This is a genomic window from Streptomyces panacea (genome assembly GCF_040560175.1).
GTDB lineage: Bacteria > Actinomycetota > Actinomycetes > Streptomycetales > Streptomycetaceae > Streptomyces > Streptomyces panacea.
In genome coordinates this window covers 1-17,388 of the sequence record NZ_JARJHW010000064.1, presented here as the reverse complement: position 1 = coordinate 17,388, position 17,388 = coordinate 1, and the positions used below count along the sequence as shown (strand labels likewise).

The 17,388-nt window shown below is 72.2% G+C and carries 11 protein-coding genes; 3 read left to right on the top strand and 8 right to left on the bottom strand.

Annotation, left to right across the window (positions count from 1 at the left end):
* Positions 1–5: 5 nt before the first annotated feature.
* The 7 genes from P3L51_RS17295 to P3L51_RS17265 all read right to left on the bottom strand — a co-directional run bounded on the left by P3L51_RS17295 (position 6) and on the right by P3L51_RS17265 (position 12,813).
* Entirely contained in the window at positions 6–1,199 is a 1,194-nt protein-coding gene (locus tag P3L51_RS17295; RefSeq protein ID WP_354606136.1) for a lycopene cyclase family protein, read from the bottom strand.
* A 126-nt stretch (positions 1,200–1,325) separates the two neighbouring features.
* Positions 1,326–1,805, bottom strand: a complete 480-nt coding sequence (gene yidD, locus P3L51_RS17290) for a membrane protein insertion efficiency factor YidD (protein WP_354606135.1) — start codon at positions 1,803–1,805, stop codon at positions 1,326–1,328.
* 129 nt (positions 1,806–1,934) lie between these two features.
* Entirely contained in the window at positions 1,935–3,524 is a 1,590-nt protein-coding gene (locus P3L51_RS17285) for an ABC transporter substrate-binding protein (RefSeq protein WP_354606134.1), read from the bottom strand.
* An 11-nt stretch (positions 3,525–3,535) separates the two neighbouring features.
* Positions 3,536–5,602, bottom strand: coding sequence for an ATP-binding protein (locus P3L51_RS17280; RefSeq protein ID WP_354606133.1), 2,067 nt, complete (start codon positions 5,600–5,602; stop codon positions 3,536–3,538).
* A gap of 232 nt (positions 5,603–5,834) precedes the next feature.
* Complete coding sequence (locus P3L51_RS17275; RefSeq protein WP_354606132.1) at positions 5,835–9,056, bottom strand: NACHT domain-containing protein; 3,222 nt, start codon at positions 9,054–9,056, stop codon at positions 5,835–5,837.
* A 343-nt stretch (positions 9,057–9,399) separates the two neighbouring features.
* Positions 9,400–11,043 carry a hypothetical protein gene (locus tag P3L51_RS17270; RefSeq protein ID WP_354606131.1) on the bottom strand — a complete coding sequence of 548 codons (1,644 nt, stop codon included), beginning with the start codon at positions 11,041–11,043 and terminating at the stop codon, positions 9,400–9,402.
* An 81-nt stretch (positions 11,044–11,124) separates the two neighbouring features.
* On the bottom strand, positions 11,125–12,813 hold the full coding sequence (locus P3L51_RS17265; protein WP_354606130.1) for a tetratricopeptide repeat protein: 1,689 nt from the start codon (positions 12,811–12,813) through the stop codon (positions 11,125–11,127).
* 98 nt (positions 12,814–12,911) lie between these two features.
* On the opposite strand from P3L51_RS17265, the gene P3L51_RS17260 reads away from it, so the two are divergent.
* Positions 12,912–14,339, top strand: coding sequence for an FAD-binding oxidoreductase (locus P3L51_RS17260; protein WP_354606129.1), 1,428 nt, complete (start codon positions 12,912–12,914; stop codon positions 14,337–14,339).
* 192 nt (positions 14,340–14,531) lie between these two features.
* Positions 14,532–14,912, top strand: a complete 381-nt coding sequence (locus P3L51_RS17255) for a VOC family protein (RefSeq protein WP_354606128.1) — start codon at positions 14,532–14,534, stop codon at positions 14,910–14,912.
* A 27-nt stretch (positions 14,913–14,939) separates the two neighbouring features.
* Here P3L51_RS17255 and P3L51_RS17250 read toward each other — a convergent pair whose 3' ends face one another.
* Positions 14,940–15,416, bottom strand: coding sequence for an SsgA family sporulation/cell division regulator (locus P3L51_RS17250; RefSeq protein WP_354606127.1), 477 nt, complete (start codon positions 15,414–15,416; stop codon positions 14,940–14,942).
* Between the two features lie 232 nt (positions 15,417–15,648).
* Between P3L51_RS17250 and P3L51_RS17245 the strand changes: the two genes are divergently transcribed.
* Positions 15,649–17,193 carry an RDD family protein gene (locus P3L51_RS17245; protein ID WP_354606126.1) on the top strand — a complete coding sequence of 515 codons (1,545 nt, stop codon included), beginning with the start codon at positions 15,649–15,651 and terminating at the stop codon, positions 17,191–17,193.
* Positions 17,194–17,388: the final 195 nt, after the last annotated feature.

Here is a 17,388-nt window from a genome sequence, read left to right as displayed (position 1 = left end):
GGTTCTCATCGGTCCTCTGTCGATCGTCTCGGCAGCCACGGCAGTTCGGCGACGGTGCGCAGCATCGGACCGACCGGGGTGCGCAGGCCGATCGCGAAGTCCTCGTACGGGCGGGTGTCACCGTCCAGGAAACGGAGCAGCCGCTCCATCGGTACGCGCCGGAACAGGCCCTCGAAGAACGCGGCACCGTCGACCCGTCCGCTGTCCAGCCCCCGCAACAGGACCGCGTCCATCGCCCTGGCGCGCGCCGAATGGGCGGGCGGCGGCTCGGGCACCCGTCCCGCGTGGTAGGCGGCGGCGACCGCCCGCGCCTGCCGCTGCACGGCGGCGAAGGTGTAGCCGGTCGACGGGCGGGTGGCGCCACCGGCGGTCCCGATACGGAACACCGAACGGCCCACCCGGCGCGGGAAGCGCCCGTCGGTCATCGGGATGACGCCCTGCTCGGACGCGGTCACCTCGAAGGGGCCCAGCCCGAGGACCTGCTCGGTGTAGTTCCTGAGCGCCCCGTCGTAGCCCGCGTCGTGGAGTACCCCGCGGGAGAACTCGGTGTACTCCACCAGCGCCTCGTGGGCGCTCGTCGGCAGGACGTATCCGAAGGACAGCCCGTGCGGGGGCTGCGGGGTCCGGAAGTCCATCAGATCGGCGGTCCGGGTGTCGAACACCGGCCGGTCGGTCCGGACGAACCAGCCACGGAAGTGCTGGAGCAGCGTCGTTCGCGCGGGTGGCAGGGCACGCGGCGGACGCGAGTCGAACACCCAGCGGCCCCGCAGCGTCAGCGGACTCCCGTCGGCGTCGACACCCGTCACCTCGCCGCCGGACGCCACGTCCCTGATCCCGTCGATCCGGGCCGCCACCCGGCGCGGCGCCCCCGGCCCCTCAAGCCGCCCGGCGAGCAGCGCCTCGAAGGCGCCCGACCGCAGCATCTTGTAGCGGTACGGAGCCGGCCGCCCGACACTCACCGCCCCGTCCCGCCCCCGTACGCGCAGCGAATCCCAGGAGGCGGTCAGCGCATCGTCGAAGTCGCCGGGGGAGGTCTCCCAGAAACACCAGGTCCGCTCCGGCGGCCTCAGCGGGCCGGCGGGCGCGTCGACCAGAGTCACGTCCGGGACCGGACGGCCGGGGGGAGGGGTGCACAGCCGGTACGCGAGGGAGAGACCGGCCGCGCCCGCGCCGACGACGATCACATCCGTCTCGCGCACCACCGCTCCTCACCTCCGCCCGCCGATCCGTCGGACAGTCAGCATTCCGCATCGGCGGCCGACTCGGACGCAGGCGGCGCGGACAGGGACGGACCGACGGCAGTGCCAGGTGGCGCGCGGACCGGGTTACTCCGGGACCGGATCCCGGAAACCCCGGCGGCGGGCCGCCCCCGGCCGGCAGCGCAGCAGCCGCCCCAGCACCAGGAGCCCGCCGCGCAGCGCGCCGTGCCGGTGCAGGGCCTTCACCGCGTACGTGGAACAGCTCGGGGTGTACGGGCAGCACGGTGGCCGGTCCGGGCTGATCTCCGCCCGGTAGTGCCGGACGGCGGCGTACATCGCACCGGCCGGTCGTCCGGCGGGCCGGGGCGCCGCCGGGTCCGGGCCGGCCGAGGGGCGGCGCAGCAGGGCGAGGAAGAGAGCGGGCAGCGCGCTCAGCCACATCTGGGGGCAGCACTGCCGGCACATGACGCACTGGTCGGCGGCCCCTTCGAGGCAGCTTTCCTTCTCTTTGCCGCGCGGCTCGTCGTCCCGGCTCCCGTAGCGTCCCTGCCGGCTCTGCCGCGCCTGCTGTTCACGGGCCCGATCGGACCTTCTCGACGTCGTCACCACGCCCCTCCCCGTTCCCGCCGGATCCTACGTGCGGGCCCCGGACCTGCCGGAACTCGCCCCGGGGGTTGTCCGATTCGCCCGGGGGGCGCGGGCGTGGGCGTGGCCGGCCCCGTGTCGTTCCCGGCGTCAGGACGGGCAGGCGTTCGGGGCGGCGCCGCGGTACGTGTGATAGACGGGCAACGGGTCCGGGCCGCCCGGTCGCGGCGGGAACTCGACGACGGGCACGGGCTTGCAGACCGCCCACTGGTCGTTCGCGTCCGGCCCCTCGAAGCCGTACGTCCCGGCTGCGCCCACCAGACAGGACGTGCACGTGTCGCCGGAGACGCTGGGAATGACGAGCGTGTGGTAGACGTCGTCCTTCGACGGGAGATACAGACCGGCCCGCGTCCGGCTGTCGTCCTCGTTCTCGTTGATCTCCGTGAAGGTGCGGTCGACGGCGTCGGCGAGCAGCGTGAAGCCGTCGTGGTACATGACGGCGTAGCCGTCGTCGAGCGGTGTCCGGCCCAGCTCGTGATCGTTCTTCAGCTCCTCGAAGCTGTCGAGGAATCGGCCGAGCGCCTTCTTCGGCTCGACCCCCTCGCCCCACCACGCGGGATCGACGGCGGACGCGTCGACGATCCTGGCCCGCGCCTCCTCCAGCCACCGCTTCGGCGCTTCCGCCGTGAGGGTGGGCTCCAGCCCTATGCCGACCTTGAGAAGGCGAAGCTCCGAGGTGCGACCGCAGTCGCCCTCCTGGGCGAGGCGCGCGATGAAGGCGGGCAGGTCCTGGTCGCGGCCGGCGAAGAAGACCGTGTCGGACTTCTCGTTGCAGATCTTCTGTACCGCGTCGGTGAACCGCTGCGGGATGCCCTCGGCGGTGCCCGACGAACCGATGAAGTTGGAGCTGTGGTTCGACAGGTCGTACGGGTCGTTGAAGTGCTCCTCGAACAAGCCGCGCAGATTCTTCGAGTAGACGTCCTCGTCGCGGTTGTCCCAGACCAGGAATCCCTTGCGGTCCTGTGGGTTCCTGTCCAGGTAGAGCTTGAGCGCGCGGGCGAACTGGTCGTTGTTCGGGGAGGTCTTGAAGAAGTACGCGGCGTTCATGTCGGCCGAGGTGATCACCGGGCCGACGGTCGGGATCTTGAGCTCGCTGAGCGCGTCGATCGTGTCGCGGGTCTGAGGCGTACTGCTCGGGATCCCGGTCACGCCGACCAGCGGAGCGCTTCTGTCCTTGGCCAGTTCGGCGAGCCGGTCGACGACGGGCTCCCACTGGTCGAGGTTGCGGCCGTCGGGCGCGAGCAGCAACTGGTAGTGCGGCCCGCCGAAGGCGTTGGCCTGCCGCTGCGCCGCCAGCGAGCCGGCGAGTCCCCGGCGGATCATGTCCGTTGTCATCGCGCTGTGCTCGTCGGCGGTGAAGGGCATCATCAACGCGATCCGTACGTACGGGATCTTGGGCCCGCTCGACGGCGACTCCCAGCCCTCGCGCACCCGGGCGTTCTCGTCCGCCACCGCCCGGATGAGGCTCGCGATCTCCGGGTCCGCCTCGAAAGCGCCCGCGGTGACTCCGACGCAGTCGCCGCCGAACTCCTCCAGATCGTCACCGCAGCGGCCGGGACCTCGTACGACGTCGACGAGGACGGTGATCACGACGGCGGTCAGCGCCACCAGGGCGAGGACGGCGAGCCAGTCGACCGGACCCCACTCGCGGGGGTGCCGGCGGAACAACCGGACCAGCATGCGCTTCCTCCTCACTCGCCGGGGACGGGTAACGGGCGCTTCTTGCGTGCCGCGACGGGCCAGCTGCGGGCGGCCTGGCCCAGTACCGCGTGCCAGGACCGGTGCCGTGGCGAGAGGTACGCCAGCTCCTCACCGACGGCCCTGCACATGTCGGGATCCGGCTCGGTGTGCGGCTGCGACACGTGCCACAGGGCGTGCAGCAGCCGGTTGACGCAGCGCTCGATGTCGTCCAGCTCCGCGTACCGGCCGTCGTGCGCGCCGAGCGCGACCTGGGTCCGCTCGTCGATCCACTCTCCGGCGGGCGGCGTCGGCGGTGTGGGTGCCGTCGCCGCGTACCGCAGGCACAACACCCAGTGTGTGGCGGCCTGTTCGTCCTGTTCGGACTGGAACTCCTCGGCCAGCGTGGCGACGACCGTCTCGGCGTTCCCGGCCGCGAGCGTGTGCCGCAGCGCGTCCGCCTCCCCGCTCTCGCCGCGCTGGGTGTGGTGTATCCGCAGGAACTGGTGGATCTCCTGCCAGTTGCGGCCCGTGTCGGCCACCCGCGAGGTGCGCCGTGCCTCGTGCACGAGCAGCGTCTGCAACAGCGTGTCGGCGACCAACGGCTCGTCCGGGCTGGTGAGTCGCTGCCACTGCTGGTCTTCGAGGTAGTCGGTGGCCGAGTTGGCGGGGAGCTGGTCGGGCCCCTGGAACCGTAGATGGGCCGCCAGTGCCTCCGCCGCCGTGCTGTCGCGGGCCAGCGAGAGCAGGGTCAGCCGGTCGCGCTGGCGCCGGTCCGGAAGCAGCCGCTCCAGCAGCTCCTCGGTGACCGCGCGGCCCTCCCTCGTGGTCAGTTCGAGCAGCCCCCGCGGTTCCACGGCGGCGCCCCGCCCGGTGGCGTCGAGGACGGCCGCGCACAGCACGGTGGTCGCCGCCGGATGTCCGCCGGTCAGTGAGTGCACGGCGGAGGCCAGATACGGGTGGAGCGGCCTGGCCGGCCGGCCAGGCACCAGCAGGGGCAGAATGTCGTCCCGGCTCAGCGGCGCGAGCGGCACGGCGAGCAGACCGGCGGCCGGGGCACGGCCCCGGCGCTCCCAGCCGGACGACTTCACCAGGTCGGGAAGTTCCCGCCGGACCGCCGCGTCGTCCTCCTCCGGCAGATCGCCGAGCCGGGTGGCCACGACGACGAGCTCCTCGTGGTCGGGGCGTTCGGGCAGCGCGCGGTTCTTCAGGAGCAGATCCAGGAAGACCTGGCCCGCCGTCACATGGGCGTCGTCGAGCAGCACGAGCGGCCAGGGCTCCCGGTTCCACCGCTGGAGCCTGCCGTACGAGGCGGCGACATCGTGCAGGAAGGCGGCCATCAGACTCTGCTCGGCGAAGTCCCGGTAGTCACCGCCCTGTTGGAACCACTCGCCGAGCAGCGGCAGCGGATCCTGTCCGTCCGCGCCCGGCGGAAAGCGGCGCGCGTACCACTCGCGGGCCGCGCCCGGCCCGTACCGCTCGCTGTACTCGGCCAGCACGGCGCCGGTGACCGCCTCCCGGTCCCGCGCCGCGTCACCGGTCGGCGGACCCTCCAGCCGGCCCTCGACGGCGGTGGCCCAGGAGTGCCGCAGCGTGTCCTGGTCCCCGTCGGCGAGCCGGCACGCCAGCAGCAGCCGGGCGTGCAGCAGGCAGGTCGCGTCGCGCTGCTCGGAGTTGCCGCGGTCCCAGCCGGAGACGGCGAACAGTCCGGGCGCCAGGACCGGGAAACGTCGCCGCAACTCCGGCGCGAGAGCGCACACCAGCTCCGCCAGAATCCCGACGAGGGCCGACGCGGTGGCGGCCGTGCCGTGGGCCGGGCCGTACGGCAGCGCCCCTGATTCGCTCGGCACGACCTTGACGTGGGCCAGCGGGAGCCGGCCCCGGTAGTGCGCCGCCAGGTCCGCCAGGACGGCACTGCGCCCCATGCCGTGATGGCCCGTCACCAGCACGACGGGCAGATCGCCGTGGAGTTCCCTGGGCGTACGGGACCTCTCGTCGTACGTCAGACCGGTGAGCCGGGGGACGAGTGAGCGCAGCAGCGGATCCCGGCCGTGGAGCGGTGACGCGTCCGACGGGCGCATGTGGTCGCGTCACGCCCCCTTCGTCCGTCGCTGACCGGCAGCCACGAGCCCGGAGGTGGACGGCACCGCTTCCCCGAGACACCAACCGCTGACATCCATACCAATTAAGCCTGGAATCAAAGAACTTACCGGCCGGGTAACCCCCTCGCCAGGCCGACACCACACTCTGTCACCCGGTTGTGACAGGTGGGACTCGGAAGCGGACGGGACTCAGGACGTCCCCGCACCGGTGTCAGGGACGCGGATGGATGTCGAGTTCGACGCTGTCGGGGAGCGTGTCCGCCCCGCGGATCTCACCCGCGTACGAGAGCCGGACCAGGCGCAGCCGGCGCAGCCCGGCCAGCGAGCCCAGATCCAGCTCCGACACCTGGGACAGATGGATCTCCTCAAGTCCCGGCAGGCGCCTGGCGATCCGCCGCAGGGGCACCGCCGCACCCGCTCTGGCCCGCACCGTCAGATGCGTGACCTGCGGAATCTCCGTACGCGGCGCGAACAGCAGCAGGCTGAGCTGCTGCGGCGACAGGGCCAGCCTCCGCAGCTGCGGCAACTCACCGAGGAGGGAACCCCATTCGTCGGGCGTCACCCGATCGCTCGCGTCCTGGAGCCGCAGCTCCTCAAGTCCACGGCAGTGCACGATTCCCGCGAGCTGCGCCGCCGCCGGCGGGAGGGACAGCAGCCGCAGCTCGGCGGCGCGCGGCAGATCGGACAGCCCGCGCCACGGCACCTCCGCCCCCACCAGCAGCCCTTCCAGCGCCGGGCAGTCCGACAGCTTCAGCAGGGGCTCGAACTGGGGGAGATCCCGCAGCTCCAGGCGCCGCAGGTGCGGCAGCCGCGTCAGGGGCGTCGGATCCTTCACGTTCCGGCACCCCTGGAGCGCGAGCGTCTCCAGCTCGGGGTAGACGGACAGCAGCTCCAGATCCTCCAGTTGGAGCGTGTTGTGCAACCGCAGCTCGCGCAGCACGCGCGGGTTCAGCGATGTGCGGATCTCCTCCGGGCCGAAGTCGCCGTGCAACCGCACGCGCTGATAGCCGGACATGGTGCGCAGGGCGTCCAGCTCGGCGTGCGAGCGCACCGTGACGACCTCGTCCGGGGCGGTCTCCAGAAGCGGCCTTACGATCTCCTCGGCGTACACCAGCGTGTCGAACCGGTCCCAGTGGTCGAGGAGTTGGGCCCGTACGGCGGACTGGCTCGTCCCCAGGAACTCGCGCAGCCGGGGAATGGCGGCGTCCCCGCCGATCTGGCATATCGCGTGGACGGTGGCCAGCTCCTCGTCACCCTCCAGATCCTTCGCCCGGGGCAGCAGACCGAGAAGCAACGGGCCCGTCTGGGCCAGCGATCTCGCCTCGCGCAGACTGCGCGGCGGAAGCAGCCGCGCCGCCCGGTCCTCGATCGCCTCACGCACCGTCGGCTCCAGGCGCGTGGCCTGTTCGAGGGAGGCGAGGGCGAGGAGCCGCAACCGCGCCTGCACCGCCGCGTCCTTCTCCCGGTCGCCGCGCTCCCGCAGCCGGGTCAGCAGGTCGGCGCGTTCCTGGTGTCGTGCCTGAGCGACGGCCATCTGAACCACGTCCTCCCACTGGTCCACGTGCGCGTTGTTCACCAGCATGCCCATGTCGCGCTCCTCCAGCACCGCACGGGCACCCAGGAAGTCCTGAAAGGTGCGGTGGATGAAGCTCACCGCACCGGCGGCGGGTTCGCGCAGCAGGCCCGAGCGTTCCAGCAGGAGTTGCAGTGCCTCCTCCGGCGTACCGACCTCGGCGAGACGCGGTACGGACGGCTGAAGCCGGCGCACCACGTCCACCGCGTCCGCCCGCTCCAGCTGGGTCCGCTCGTTGCGCAGCAGCCAGTACGCCAGCCGCTGGAGCGGCTCCGTGGCCGACTTCTGGTCCAGCTCCGGGCGGTGGCCGCGACCGTACACCTCACGCTCCAGATCGCGCCGCTCCAGAAGCATCGAGAGCGCCGCCTCGTACAGCGAGGAGCGGCCCTGCGGCAGGAAGCCGCGGCGCTCCCGGTGCAGGGCGCACATCAGCGCGCACATCAGGGGGTTGGTCGCCAGCCGGCTCAACTCGGGGCTGCTGCGCAGCGACTGTGTCAGCGACTCGCCCAGCTCCTCGGTGGCCCTGGCCGCCGTGTGCCAGCGCCGGATGAACTGCCGCATGTCGGCGGGGCGCATCGCGGTGAGCGTGAACTCCTGGAAGTCCTCGCGGGCCAGCCACTCCCGGTCGAGGGCCGAGGGGCGGGAGGTGAGCAGCCACAGATTGCCCGGGAAGACGGCGATCAGCTTCTTGAGCCAGGCCCTGGCGCGGGCCCGCTCGCCCTTGGGGATCTCGTCGGCCCCGTCGATCAGGAGCACACCGCGCCCGTGCTGCAGCACCCGCGCCGCCCATCCGTCGGGCTCGGTGCCCACCAGCGGACAGCCGATCCAGCGCAGGAAGTCCTCGGGCATGGGCAGCTCGATGTCCTTGCGCACCAGCGCGCGCAGCGGCAGCACGAACGGCACGCGCCCGTACAACTGCGGCAGTCCGCCCGGCACCCGGTCCTGCTGCGCGGTGGTCAGGGCCAGCCACTGGACAAGGGTCGTCTTGCCGGTGCCGGCGACCCCGCGCAGCAGCACCCGCTCATGACTGGCGAGAAGGGCCTCGGCCGGGCCGCCGGCGCGCTCGGCCTCCGTGTCCCGGTCGGCGCCCGGCTCGCCGCTCAGGGCGGCGACCGGATCGGTGCCGCCGCGGTACGGCATGGCCTCCAGGCTCAGATACGCGGACTCCAACGGCCAGTCCTGGCCGTCCGGTTCGCGCAGGTCGACGCCGTAGATCGTGAGCCGGCCGTGGCACTCGACGACGTACCGCGCGTACGCCTCCTCGAAGTCGGCGTCCTGGCGGCTGATGTCGGGCAGCCGGTCCAGCAGCCGGTCCAACTTCGCGCTCTGCTCGCGCAGTTCGCGGCTCTGCTCGATCTGGGCGCGGGCCGCGAAGCCCGGCTGCCGGCTGAAGAGGCGTACGAGATGCACGCAGGCCGTCTCCAGGAGCCGGTCGTGGAAGCGCGCGGCGTCGTCGCTGAGGAGCCGCCGGGTGTCGGGGCCCGCGCGGCGGGACAGTTCGGCGGCGAGCCGCTCGGGGCCGAGCCCGAAGGCCTGGACGTCGTCCATGTCGAGATCGCCGAGCGCGTGCAGGGTGCGGGTCAGGGCCTGGCCGACGGCGTCGTGCTCGTCGGCGCCGACCGGCGGATCGTGCGGCCCGGCCGCCCGCACGGCGCGGCGCACCAACTCGCGGGCCAGCTTGTGCAGATCGTCCTCGCTGAGGGTGCGGTGCTCCTTGTTGAAGGCCACCAGCCGGCGGATCGGGATCGGGCGGTCTCCGAACTCCGCCCCCGGCACCTTGGCGGCCGGCAGTAACAGTCGTTTGACTACCGGTACGACCACCGCGGACGCGATCCGCAGCCCCACCACACCGCCCTCCACAGCAGCCCCCTCCCTCTCCCGCGTCGAACCGCCCCTGTGCCGGGCCGGTTGGACCGCGGGGGCCCGTGGACCCCCGTAACTTCCCTCAGCCTAGCGGCGGGTGCCCCGGTCGGGTCAGGGCTCACACGGGTCGCGCGACGAACGCACGCCGTCGCACGCCCGGCGCCAACTGCCCCTGCGGGCACGGCGCGTAGACGATGCCCCGGGGCCGCCATGGCGGCCCCGGGGCATCGGATGCCGCGGGCGCCGGCCGGTGTGCGAGGGGGGTACCGGCGCCCGCGACGGTTCATGGTCCACCTCCCGATCAGCGGCTGACTCGGAGGGTGGCAGGAGTGGACACGCGCTAGGCGATCGGCTTCGTCTGGGTGCACTTCTTCCACTCGACCCAGGGCCGCGCGCCGCCGTTCTTGGGCCCGGTGGCGTACGTCGGCATGCCGGTGATGGTCTGGTTCTTCTCTTCGTGTGTGATGTCGATGCCGAAGAGTTTGAAGCCGAGCGTCACCTGTCCGGCGGAGATGCCGAAGCCGATGCCGAGTGAGGCGTTCCACCAGTCGGTGTTGGCGTTGTAGTCGAGGCGGGAGAGCTTGCCCTTGTCGTGCATGAGGCGTTCGAGCGGTCCGGCGTCGCTGCCCGGCGCCTCGGCGGCGTCGGAGGGGCTGGGGAGGGCGTCGCTGGCGGGGAAGTCGCCTCGGCCGCGCAGCCAGTCCTCGACCAGTTTGCTGTCGCCGTCGTTGTCGAGCACGACTTCGGCGGACTCGGTGTGGATCTGGGACTTGATGTTGCCGCCGCCCCCGCCGACGTCGATGGTCACGGGTGTGCCGGGGACGTTGGCGCCGGCGCCGACCTGTACGCCGCCGCCCGCGCCGTTCTCCTGGCTGGTGGTGATCACCAGCTTCTCGGGCCGGTGCTCCTTGCCGTCCTTCTCCTCCTGGTCGAAGGTCTTGGCGTCGTAGGTGACGGAGACCTGCTGCATGCGGGTGGCCTTGCCCTGGGCGATTTCCCCGCCCTTGGCGTCGACGCTGAAGGTGTAGACGAAGGTGATCTTTCCGGCGTCCGGGCCGGTGTTGGCGCGCATCACGACGACGTCCTCGGTCATGGTGCCGGTGCCGAACTCGCCCGAGATGTTGCCGAGGTCGGTGGGCTTGCCGTCCTTGTCCTTGCCGCCCTTGCCCTTGGTGAAGGACTTGCCGAAGCTCACCCCGCCCGACACCTCGGTGCTGGTCTTGGTGATGTCGACGTCCGGCGCCCGCTCCGGCGGCAGGTCGGGCTTCTTGGAAGCCGCGTCCGACTGGCAGGCCCCCATGTTCGCCCCGGGGTTGTAGCCGCTCTGGTAGCGGCAACCGTCATTCTGTTTGAGGTACGCGGCGAACTTCTTCGCGTCCTCCAGATTCAGCTCAAGGTCCTTCTGCGGGTCGCCGGTCTTGTTGCCGTTGAACAGCCACTGGCCGCCGCTGCCGCTGCCCTTCATGTAACTGCCGCTCAGCGAGGCGCTGCCGCCCCAGTCCTTCAGGCCGGGGATATCGGCCGAGATGCTGGCCGTCGCGCCGACGCTGCCTTCGCCGACGCGCTCCATGGTGACGGTGCCGTCGGACCACTGCTGGAGCTTGATCTGCTCGGAGCCGCTGATCTTGATGAAGAGGATCTGGACGACGACCGTGGTCTTGGTCTGATCCTGGGACAGCAGGCACTTGGCGGGCTGGAAGGGGTCGCCGGGCGGGCCGTCGGGTATCTCCCCGTCGCCGCCGCCACCCCCTCCGCCGTCGTCCTCGTCCCCGTCGCCCGAGTCGCAGCCCTCGCCGCCGTCACCCGCGTTGACGATCCGGCACACCGCGTCCTGAAGACCCACGGCCGTGTCCTTGGGCACGGTCAGCGCCACGATGGCGGCGACGATCGCGGCGACCACGCCGATCATCGCGACGTACTCGACACCCCCCTGACCCCTGTCGCGTCGGCGTTGCGACCCCTGTACGCGCTGTGTGCCGTTCATCCGGACTCCTCGCCCACGCCGTCAACCATTTCCCCGAGCGAAATGGAGACTAGGTACGGGACCAGGCCCAGAAGCAGGGTCTCAGGGCCCAGTCGCGGGCCCAGTGGAGGCGATCGTTCGGTCCCGGGCGGCGGTTGATGCCGATACGGGCGGAGTGGGCGTGGATACGGGCTGCGAACGGACCGGCGACGCGGACGGGACCGTTGGGCCCGACGACACCGACGGCGCGGCCGTCGCGGCGGGCACCGACGGAACCACCGACCGCGCGGGCGCCGCCGACGGCGCCGCGGACGGCGTCGCCGCCGAGGGCGCCGTACCTCTCGGCGGCGCGCTGGGCGCCGGCGTCAGCGGCGTGTGCTCGCCGTTGCCGTGCATGTCCTTCGGACCGCCGTCCGGCAACTCGCCCAGCTCGTCCAGCGCCTCACGGGCCTTCGGCGCCAGCAGCGGCGAGAACCGCGGGTTCGTCCGCAGTGCCTCCTCCAGATGGCGTCGCGCCGGGCCGTCCTTCCCCAGGGCACGCTCGATCTCACCCTGGTGGTACGCGAAGAGCGCGCTCCGCATCCCCTGCTCCGTCGCCCTCTTCGCGTACGGCAGCGCCTTCGCGGGCTCACCCGCCCGGAACAGCGCCCACCCCAGCGCGTCGGACACCCGCATGCTCCGGTGGCCGCGCCGCCACTCCGACTTCAGCCGATCCACCGCCGACCGCGGATTACCGTGGTCGGACTCGAAGCGGGCCAGCAGCAGCTCCTCGTTCACCCCGTCGGCCCGCGCCCTCGTCGTACGGTCCCGGAGCAGCCCGTACTGGCTCCGCGCGTCCCCGTCCAGCCCCAGCGACTCGTACAACTCGCCCAGCTCCAGGGCGTATTCGGGCAGCGGGCGCTCCGCGATGGCCGCCTGGTAGTCCTGGGAGGCCTCGTCCGTCCGGTTCAGCGCCGCGAGGGCACGCGCCCGGCCCGCCAGCGACGGATGGTGGTCCCGCGCCGCCTTCAGCGCCGCGTCGTAGTACCGCAGCGCCTCCTTCGGCTCGCCGCGCTCCCACGCGAGCCCGCCGAGCGCGTGCAGCGCGCCCGCCTTCTCGGTGGGCGTGCCGGCCTTCGTCAGCGCCTCGTCCGCCTTGGCCGCCGCGTCCTCGCGCCACCCCCGGTCGCGGTAGACCGCCGAAGACACGGAGAGCACACGGGGGGTGCCGGGGCGCAGCGCCCGCACCTTGTCGAGGGCCTTGCCCGCCGCCCCGTAGTCGCCGAGCCCGTTGTACGCCTCGATCAGGACCGGGTACGTCGTCCAGCGAGCCGGGTCCGCCTTCCGTACCGCCTCGCCCCATTTCCTGGCCGTCGCGTAGTCGTGCCGCGCGTTCGCCAGCGAGGCCAGGCCCGCCGTCGCCGCCGGGTTGTTGCGCTCACCGGGTGTGACCTTGAGCGAGCGGCGCAGCGCCTGCTCGGCCTTCGGGTAGTACGCCGTGTCCGCGCGCAGTCCGCCGCGCTCCACGTACGCCGCGCCCAGCACCGCCCAGGACTCCGCGTCCTTCGGGTTCTCCCGCAGCCACGCCTCCCGGTCCCTGATCAGCGCCGCCACGTCCGGCAGCGAGGCGGGCGCGCCCGCGCCGACAGCGGCACGGGCCCGCGCCTCGGGGCTCGGCGTGGGTGGCCCCTGATCCCCGTCCGGTACGAACACGAGGACGCCCGCGACGAGGACGGCCCCCACACCGGTGGCCAGCGCGGCCCTTCTGATGTGCCTCATGTGCTGCGTGTTCATGGTGTTCTCGGCGTCCATGTGATTACTGTGCGTCAATACGAAGACCACACCCGTCCTTGTGGATGTGGATCGCAGACGGGTTCACACCGATGGCCCCGGAGTGCCACGCTGGGATCATGGATGACCTCGTCGCGACAGTGCCCGCCAGCTCCTCCGCCTCTCCTGCCCCCGTCGCCACGGACGACCTCCTCGCCCGGCTGCGAGCCGGTCTGCCCGCCGAAGCCCTGATCACCGACCCGGACATCACGGCCTCCTACGCGAACGACATGGCGAGCTTCTGCGAGGCGGGCTCCCCGGCGGTGGTCGTGCTGCCGCGCACCGTCGAGCAGGTCCAGCACGTGATGCGCACGGCGACGGCCCTGCGCGTCCCCGTGGTGCCGCAGGGCGCCCGTACGGGACTGTCGGGCGCCGCCAACGCCTCCGACGGCTGCGTCGTGCTGTCCCTCGTCAAGATGGACAAGATCCTGGAGATCAGCCCGGTCGACCGGATCGCGGTCGTCGAGCCCGGCGTCGTCAACGCGGTGCTCTCGCGCGCCGTCGGCGAACACGGTCTGTACTACCCACCGGACCCCTCCAGCTGGGAGACGTGCACCATCGGGGGCAACATCGGCACCGCGTCCGGCGGGCTGTGCTGCGTGAAGTACGGCGTCACCGCCGAGTACGTCCTTGGCCTGGACGTCGTCCTCGCCGACGGCCGTCTCCTGACCACCGGCCGCCGCACGGCCAAGGGCGTCGCGGGATACGACCTCACCCGGCTGTTCGTCGGCTCCGAGGGCAGCCTCGGCATCGTCGTCAAGGCCGTCCTCGCGCTGAAGCCGGCGCCGCCCCAACAGCTCGTCCTGGCGGCCGAGTTCGCCTCCGCGTCCGCCGCCTGCGACGCCATTTGCCAGATCATGGAGCGCGGCCACACCCCGTCCCTGCTGGAACTGATGGACCGCACCACCGTCCGCGCCGTCAACTCCCTGGCGAACATGGGCCTTCCCGAGGCCACCGAGGCGCTGCTGCTCTGCGCCTTCGACACCGCCGACCCGGTGGCGGACCTCGCCGCCGTCGGCGAACTCTGTACGGCGGCCGGCGCCACCGAGGTCGTCCCCGCCGACGACGCCGCCGAGTCCGAACTGCTGCTCCAGGCGAGGCGGCTGGCGCTCGTCGCGCTGGAGGCGGTCAAGGGCACCACGATGATCGACGACGTGTGCGTCCCGCGCTCGCGGCTCGCCGAGGTTCTCGCCGGTATCGACCGCATCGCCGAGAAGTACGACCTCACGATCGGTGTGTGCGCCCACGCGGGCGACGGCAACACCCACCCCACCGTCTGCTTCGACGCCTCCGACCCGGACGAGTCCCGGCGCGCCCGCGAGTCGTTCGACGAAATCATGGCGCTGGGCCTTGAACTGGGCGGCACGATCACCGGTGAGCACGGTGTCGGTGTGCTGAAGAAGGAGTGGCTCGCCCGTGAACTGGGGCCGGTCGGGATGGAGTTGCAGCGCGGCATCAAGAAGACGTTCGATCCGCTGGACCTCCTGAACCCCGGAAAGCTGTTCTGATCCGGCGGGTCCCGATCCGGGCCGGCGTACGGCCCGCGGCAGAAGGCACACGGCAAAAGGCGCAAGGCACAAGGCGTACGACCACCGGCGTACGGCCAAGGCCCGATGGCCCGGCGGCACGGGGCGGCCTACCGTGAACAGGACAGAGAGCAGGCCGGCCGCAGGTGACCGCACTTCGACCCGGGAGGTTCCGTGCCCGCCCGTCTTGACCACACCATCGTCCAAAGCCGCGACCGGTTCGCGTCCGCGCGCTTTCTCGCGGAGCTGATCGGGGAGCCCGAGCCCAAGGCTTTCGGGCCGTTCGCGAGCCTGCCGCTCGACGGCGGGGTCACCCTCGACTATCTCGACTCGTCCTCGGACATCGTCAGCCAGCATCTGGCCTTCCTGGTCTCCGAGGACGAGTTCGACGAGATCTTCGGGCGTATGAAGGAGCGCGAACTCCCTTACTGGGCCGACCCCGCGCACGAGCAGGCCCAGCGGATCAACCATCACTTCGGCGGTCGCGGGGTCTATCTCGACGACCCCGACGGCCACTCGATCGAGTTCATCACCCATACGTACGTGGTCGACTGAGCGCGCGGACACAGGCAGCGGCGGGCGTCAGGACTCGCCGTCCGAGGACTCGTCGGACGGCCACGGGTCCCGCAGCCACAGATCGTCGGCGGGCATCGGGGCGAGCAGCAGGGCCAGCCCGTCGTCGATCCCCAGCCGGTCCGTCTCGGTGCCGGGTGGCACCAGCCGCAACGTCCGCTCCAGCCACGCCGACACCGCCGCCGAAGGGGCCTCCAGGAGGGCGTCGCCGTCGGGGGAGGAGAGCGCCACGCACAGGACGTTGCGGCCGTCGACCTTCGTGGGCCAGATCCGTACGTCACCGTGGCCGGACGGCCGGAACACCCCTTCGACCAGCAGATCGCGTGCGAACGTCCAGTCGACCGGGGTGTCCGAGCTGATGTGGAAGGTGATGTGCACCGCGTACGGATCCTCCGTGCGGTACGTCAGACGGGCGGGGACGGGGATGCTGCGCTCGGGTGAGAGCACCAGATTCAGCTCCAGCTCGCGTTCCACCACGGTGTGCATGTCAGGTGCTTCCCTTCCTCGTACGACGCCCGGGAGTGGGCCGTACTGATGGAGAGCGCCGACTCCCGCCGCGATTACGCGACTTCGGGCAAGAACTTGCTCCCGCGACCTACCGTGACTCTTTCGTGACCGAATCGAGGTCCAAACGGCCGGATGGACCCTGGGCCATGCGGTGGTCTGATAGATGTGGACCCTTGAATTGAGCCCATCGAAGAGATACGGGACCACGGTGATGAGCGCCCCGACCTCGGCAACCGGAGACGGCAGCCCTTCCCCCGGCTTCTACCCGGACCCGTCCATCCCCGGATACGTCCGGTACTGGAACGGCGGGTCCTGGGTACCCGGCACCAGCCGCCCGGCGCCGGGGGCCGGTGAGGCCATGCCGGAGGCGCCCCACGGGGTCCCCGCGGCGGCACCTCCGCCGGCGCCCCGGCGGACCCCGGGCCCGTCGGCCCCGGCGGTCGAGGAGACCGGGCCGATGTTCTTCGACGAGGACCCGGCCGAGGAGCCCCGGCAGGAACCGGCCTCCGTCTGGCAGGCCGACACCCGCCGGCAGACCGGCTTCGGTGGCGAGCGCGACGCCCGGGTCTCCTGGGGCGAGGGCCCGCGGGATTCCGGTGCCACGAGCGCGCCGGAACCGGAAGACGCCAGGGACCCCCGGTACGCCCGTGATCCGCGTGACCCCCGGGTGCCCGGCCAGGCGTCGGACCCGTCGGCCGATCCCACGGGCGGCGCGCTGCCCGGCGTACGGTCCCTGGGACCCGACGCGGGGGCGGGCCAGGGTGACGACGACTCACCTCCCAGGGAGGGCACGGTCGCGATCCGCCTCCCGCGCCCCGGACGCGGGGGTCGGGCCCCCCGTACCGACGAGGGCGAGCCGCCCACCGACGGCACCGTCACCATCCGCCCGGTCGGCGGCGCACCGCAGGACGGACAGGCCACCGGCCGTACGGGTCAGACCGACGGCACCATGGCCATCCGCGCCCTGCGGCCCCGCGCCGCGGGCCCGGCGCCCGTCCCGCCGGGGCCCCGGACACCGCAGGCACCCCAACCCCAGGCGCCCCAGGCGCCGCAGCATTCCGACGGACTGCCGTCCCGCTCGATGCAGCCTCCCGCCGCGGGTCCCCTCGGCCCCGGCCCCGGGGGTGGCTCGCCCTCGTGGGCGCAGCAGGCGCACCCACTCGCGCAGCCGTCGCCGCAGTCGCCGTCCGCCGATCCCGCCGCCGGACGGCCCGTCGTGCCGTGGAAGCCGCCGGTCGAGGACCCGTTCCTGCGGGCGGCCCAGGCCCAGGCGGCGGCCCGCCCCGCCGGGCTCGGCAAGCGCTTCGCCGCCCGGCTGATCGACACCGTCGTCCTCCTGGGGATCGTCGGGGCCGTCTCCGTACCTCTGGTGTCCAAGGCGCTCGCGCACATCGACGACAAGGTCGAGGCGGCGAAGCAGACCGGCGAGACCGTCACCGTCTGGCTGATCGACGGCACGACGGCCGGCTACTTCGGCGGGGTCCTCGCCGCGCTGCTGGTCATCGGCGTCCTGTACGAGGCGCTGCCCACCGCCAAGTGGGGCCGCACGCTCGGCAAGAAGCTGTGCGGTCTGGAGGTGCGGGACATCGAGTCGTTCGAGGCCCCGTCCTTCGGCTCGGCACTGCGCCGCTGGCTCGTGTACGGGGTGCTCGGCGTGCTCGCCGTCGGCGTACTGAACGTGCTGTGGTGCGTCTTCGACCGGCCGTGGCGGCAGTGCTGGCACGACAAGGTGGCGCGCACGTTCGTCGCGGGCTGAGGCGAAGGGACTGGGGCGAAGGGGCTGACGCCAGGTCATCCCCGGCGTGGGCGGCGGCTCCCCCGAACGGCCGTTGATCCGTTGCGGGCATCCCCACGGCGCGGTGCACTGCCCCCATGAGTAACGATCAGCCGACGCCCGGTCAGCCGCCCGACGACGACCCGTTCCGCAAGCAGCCGCCGTCCGACGGGCCGC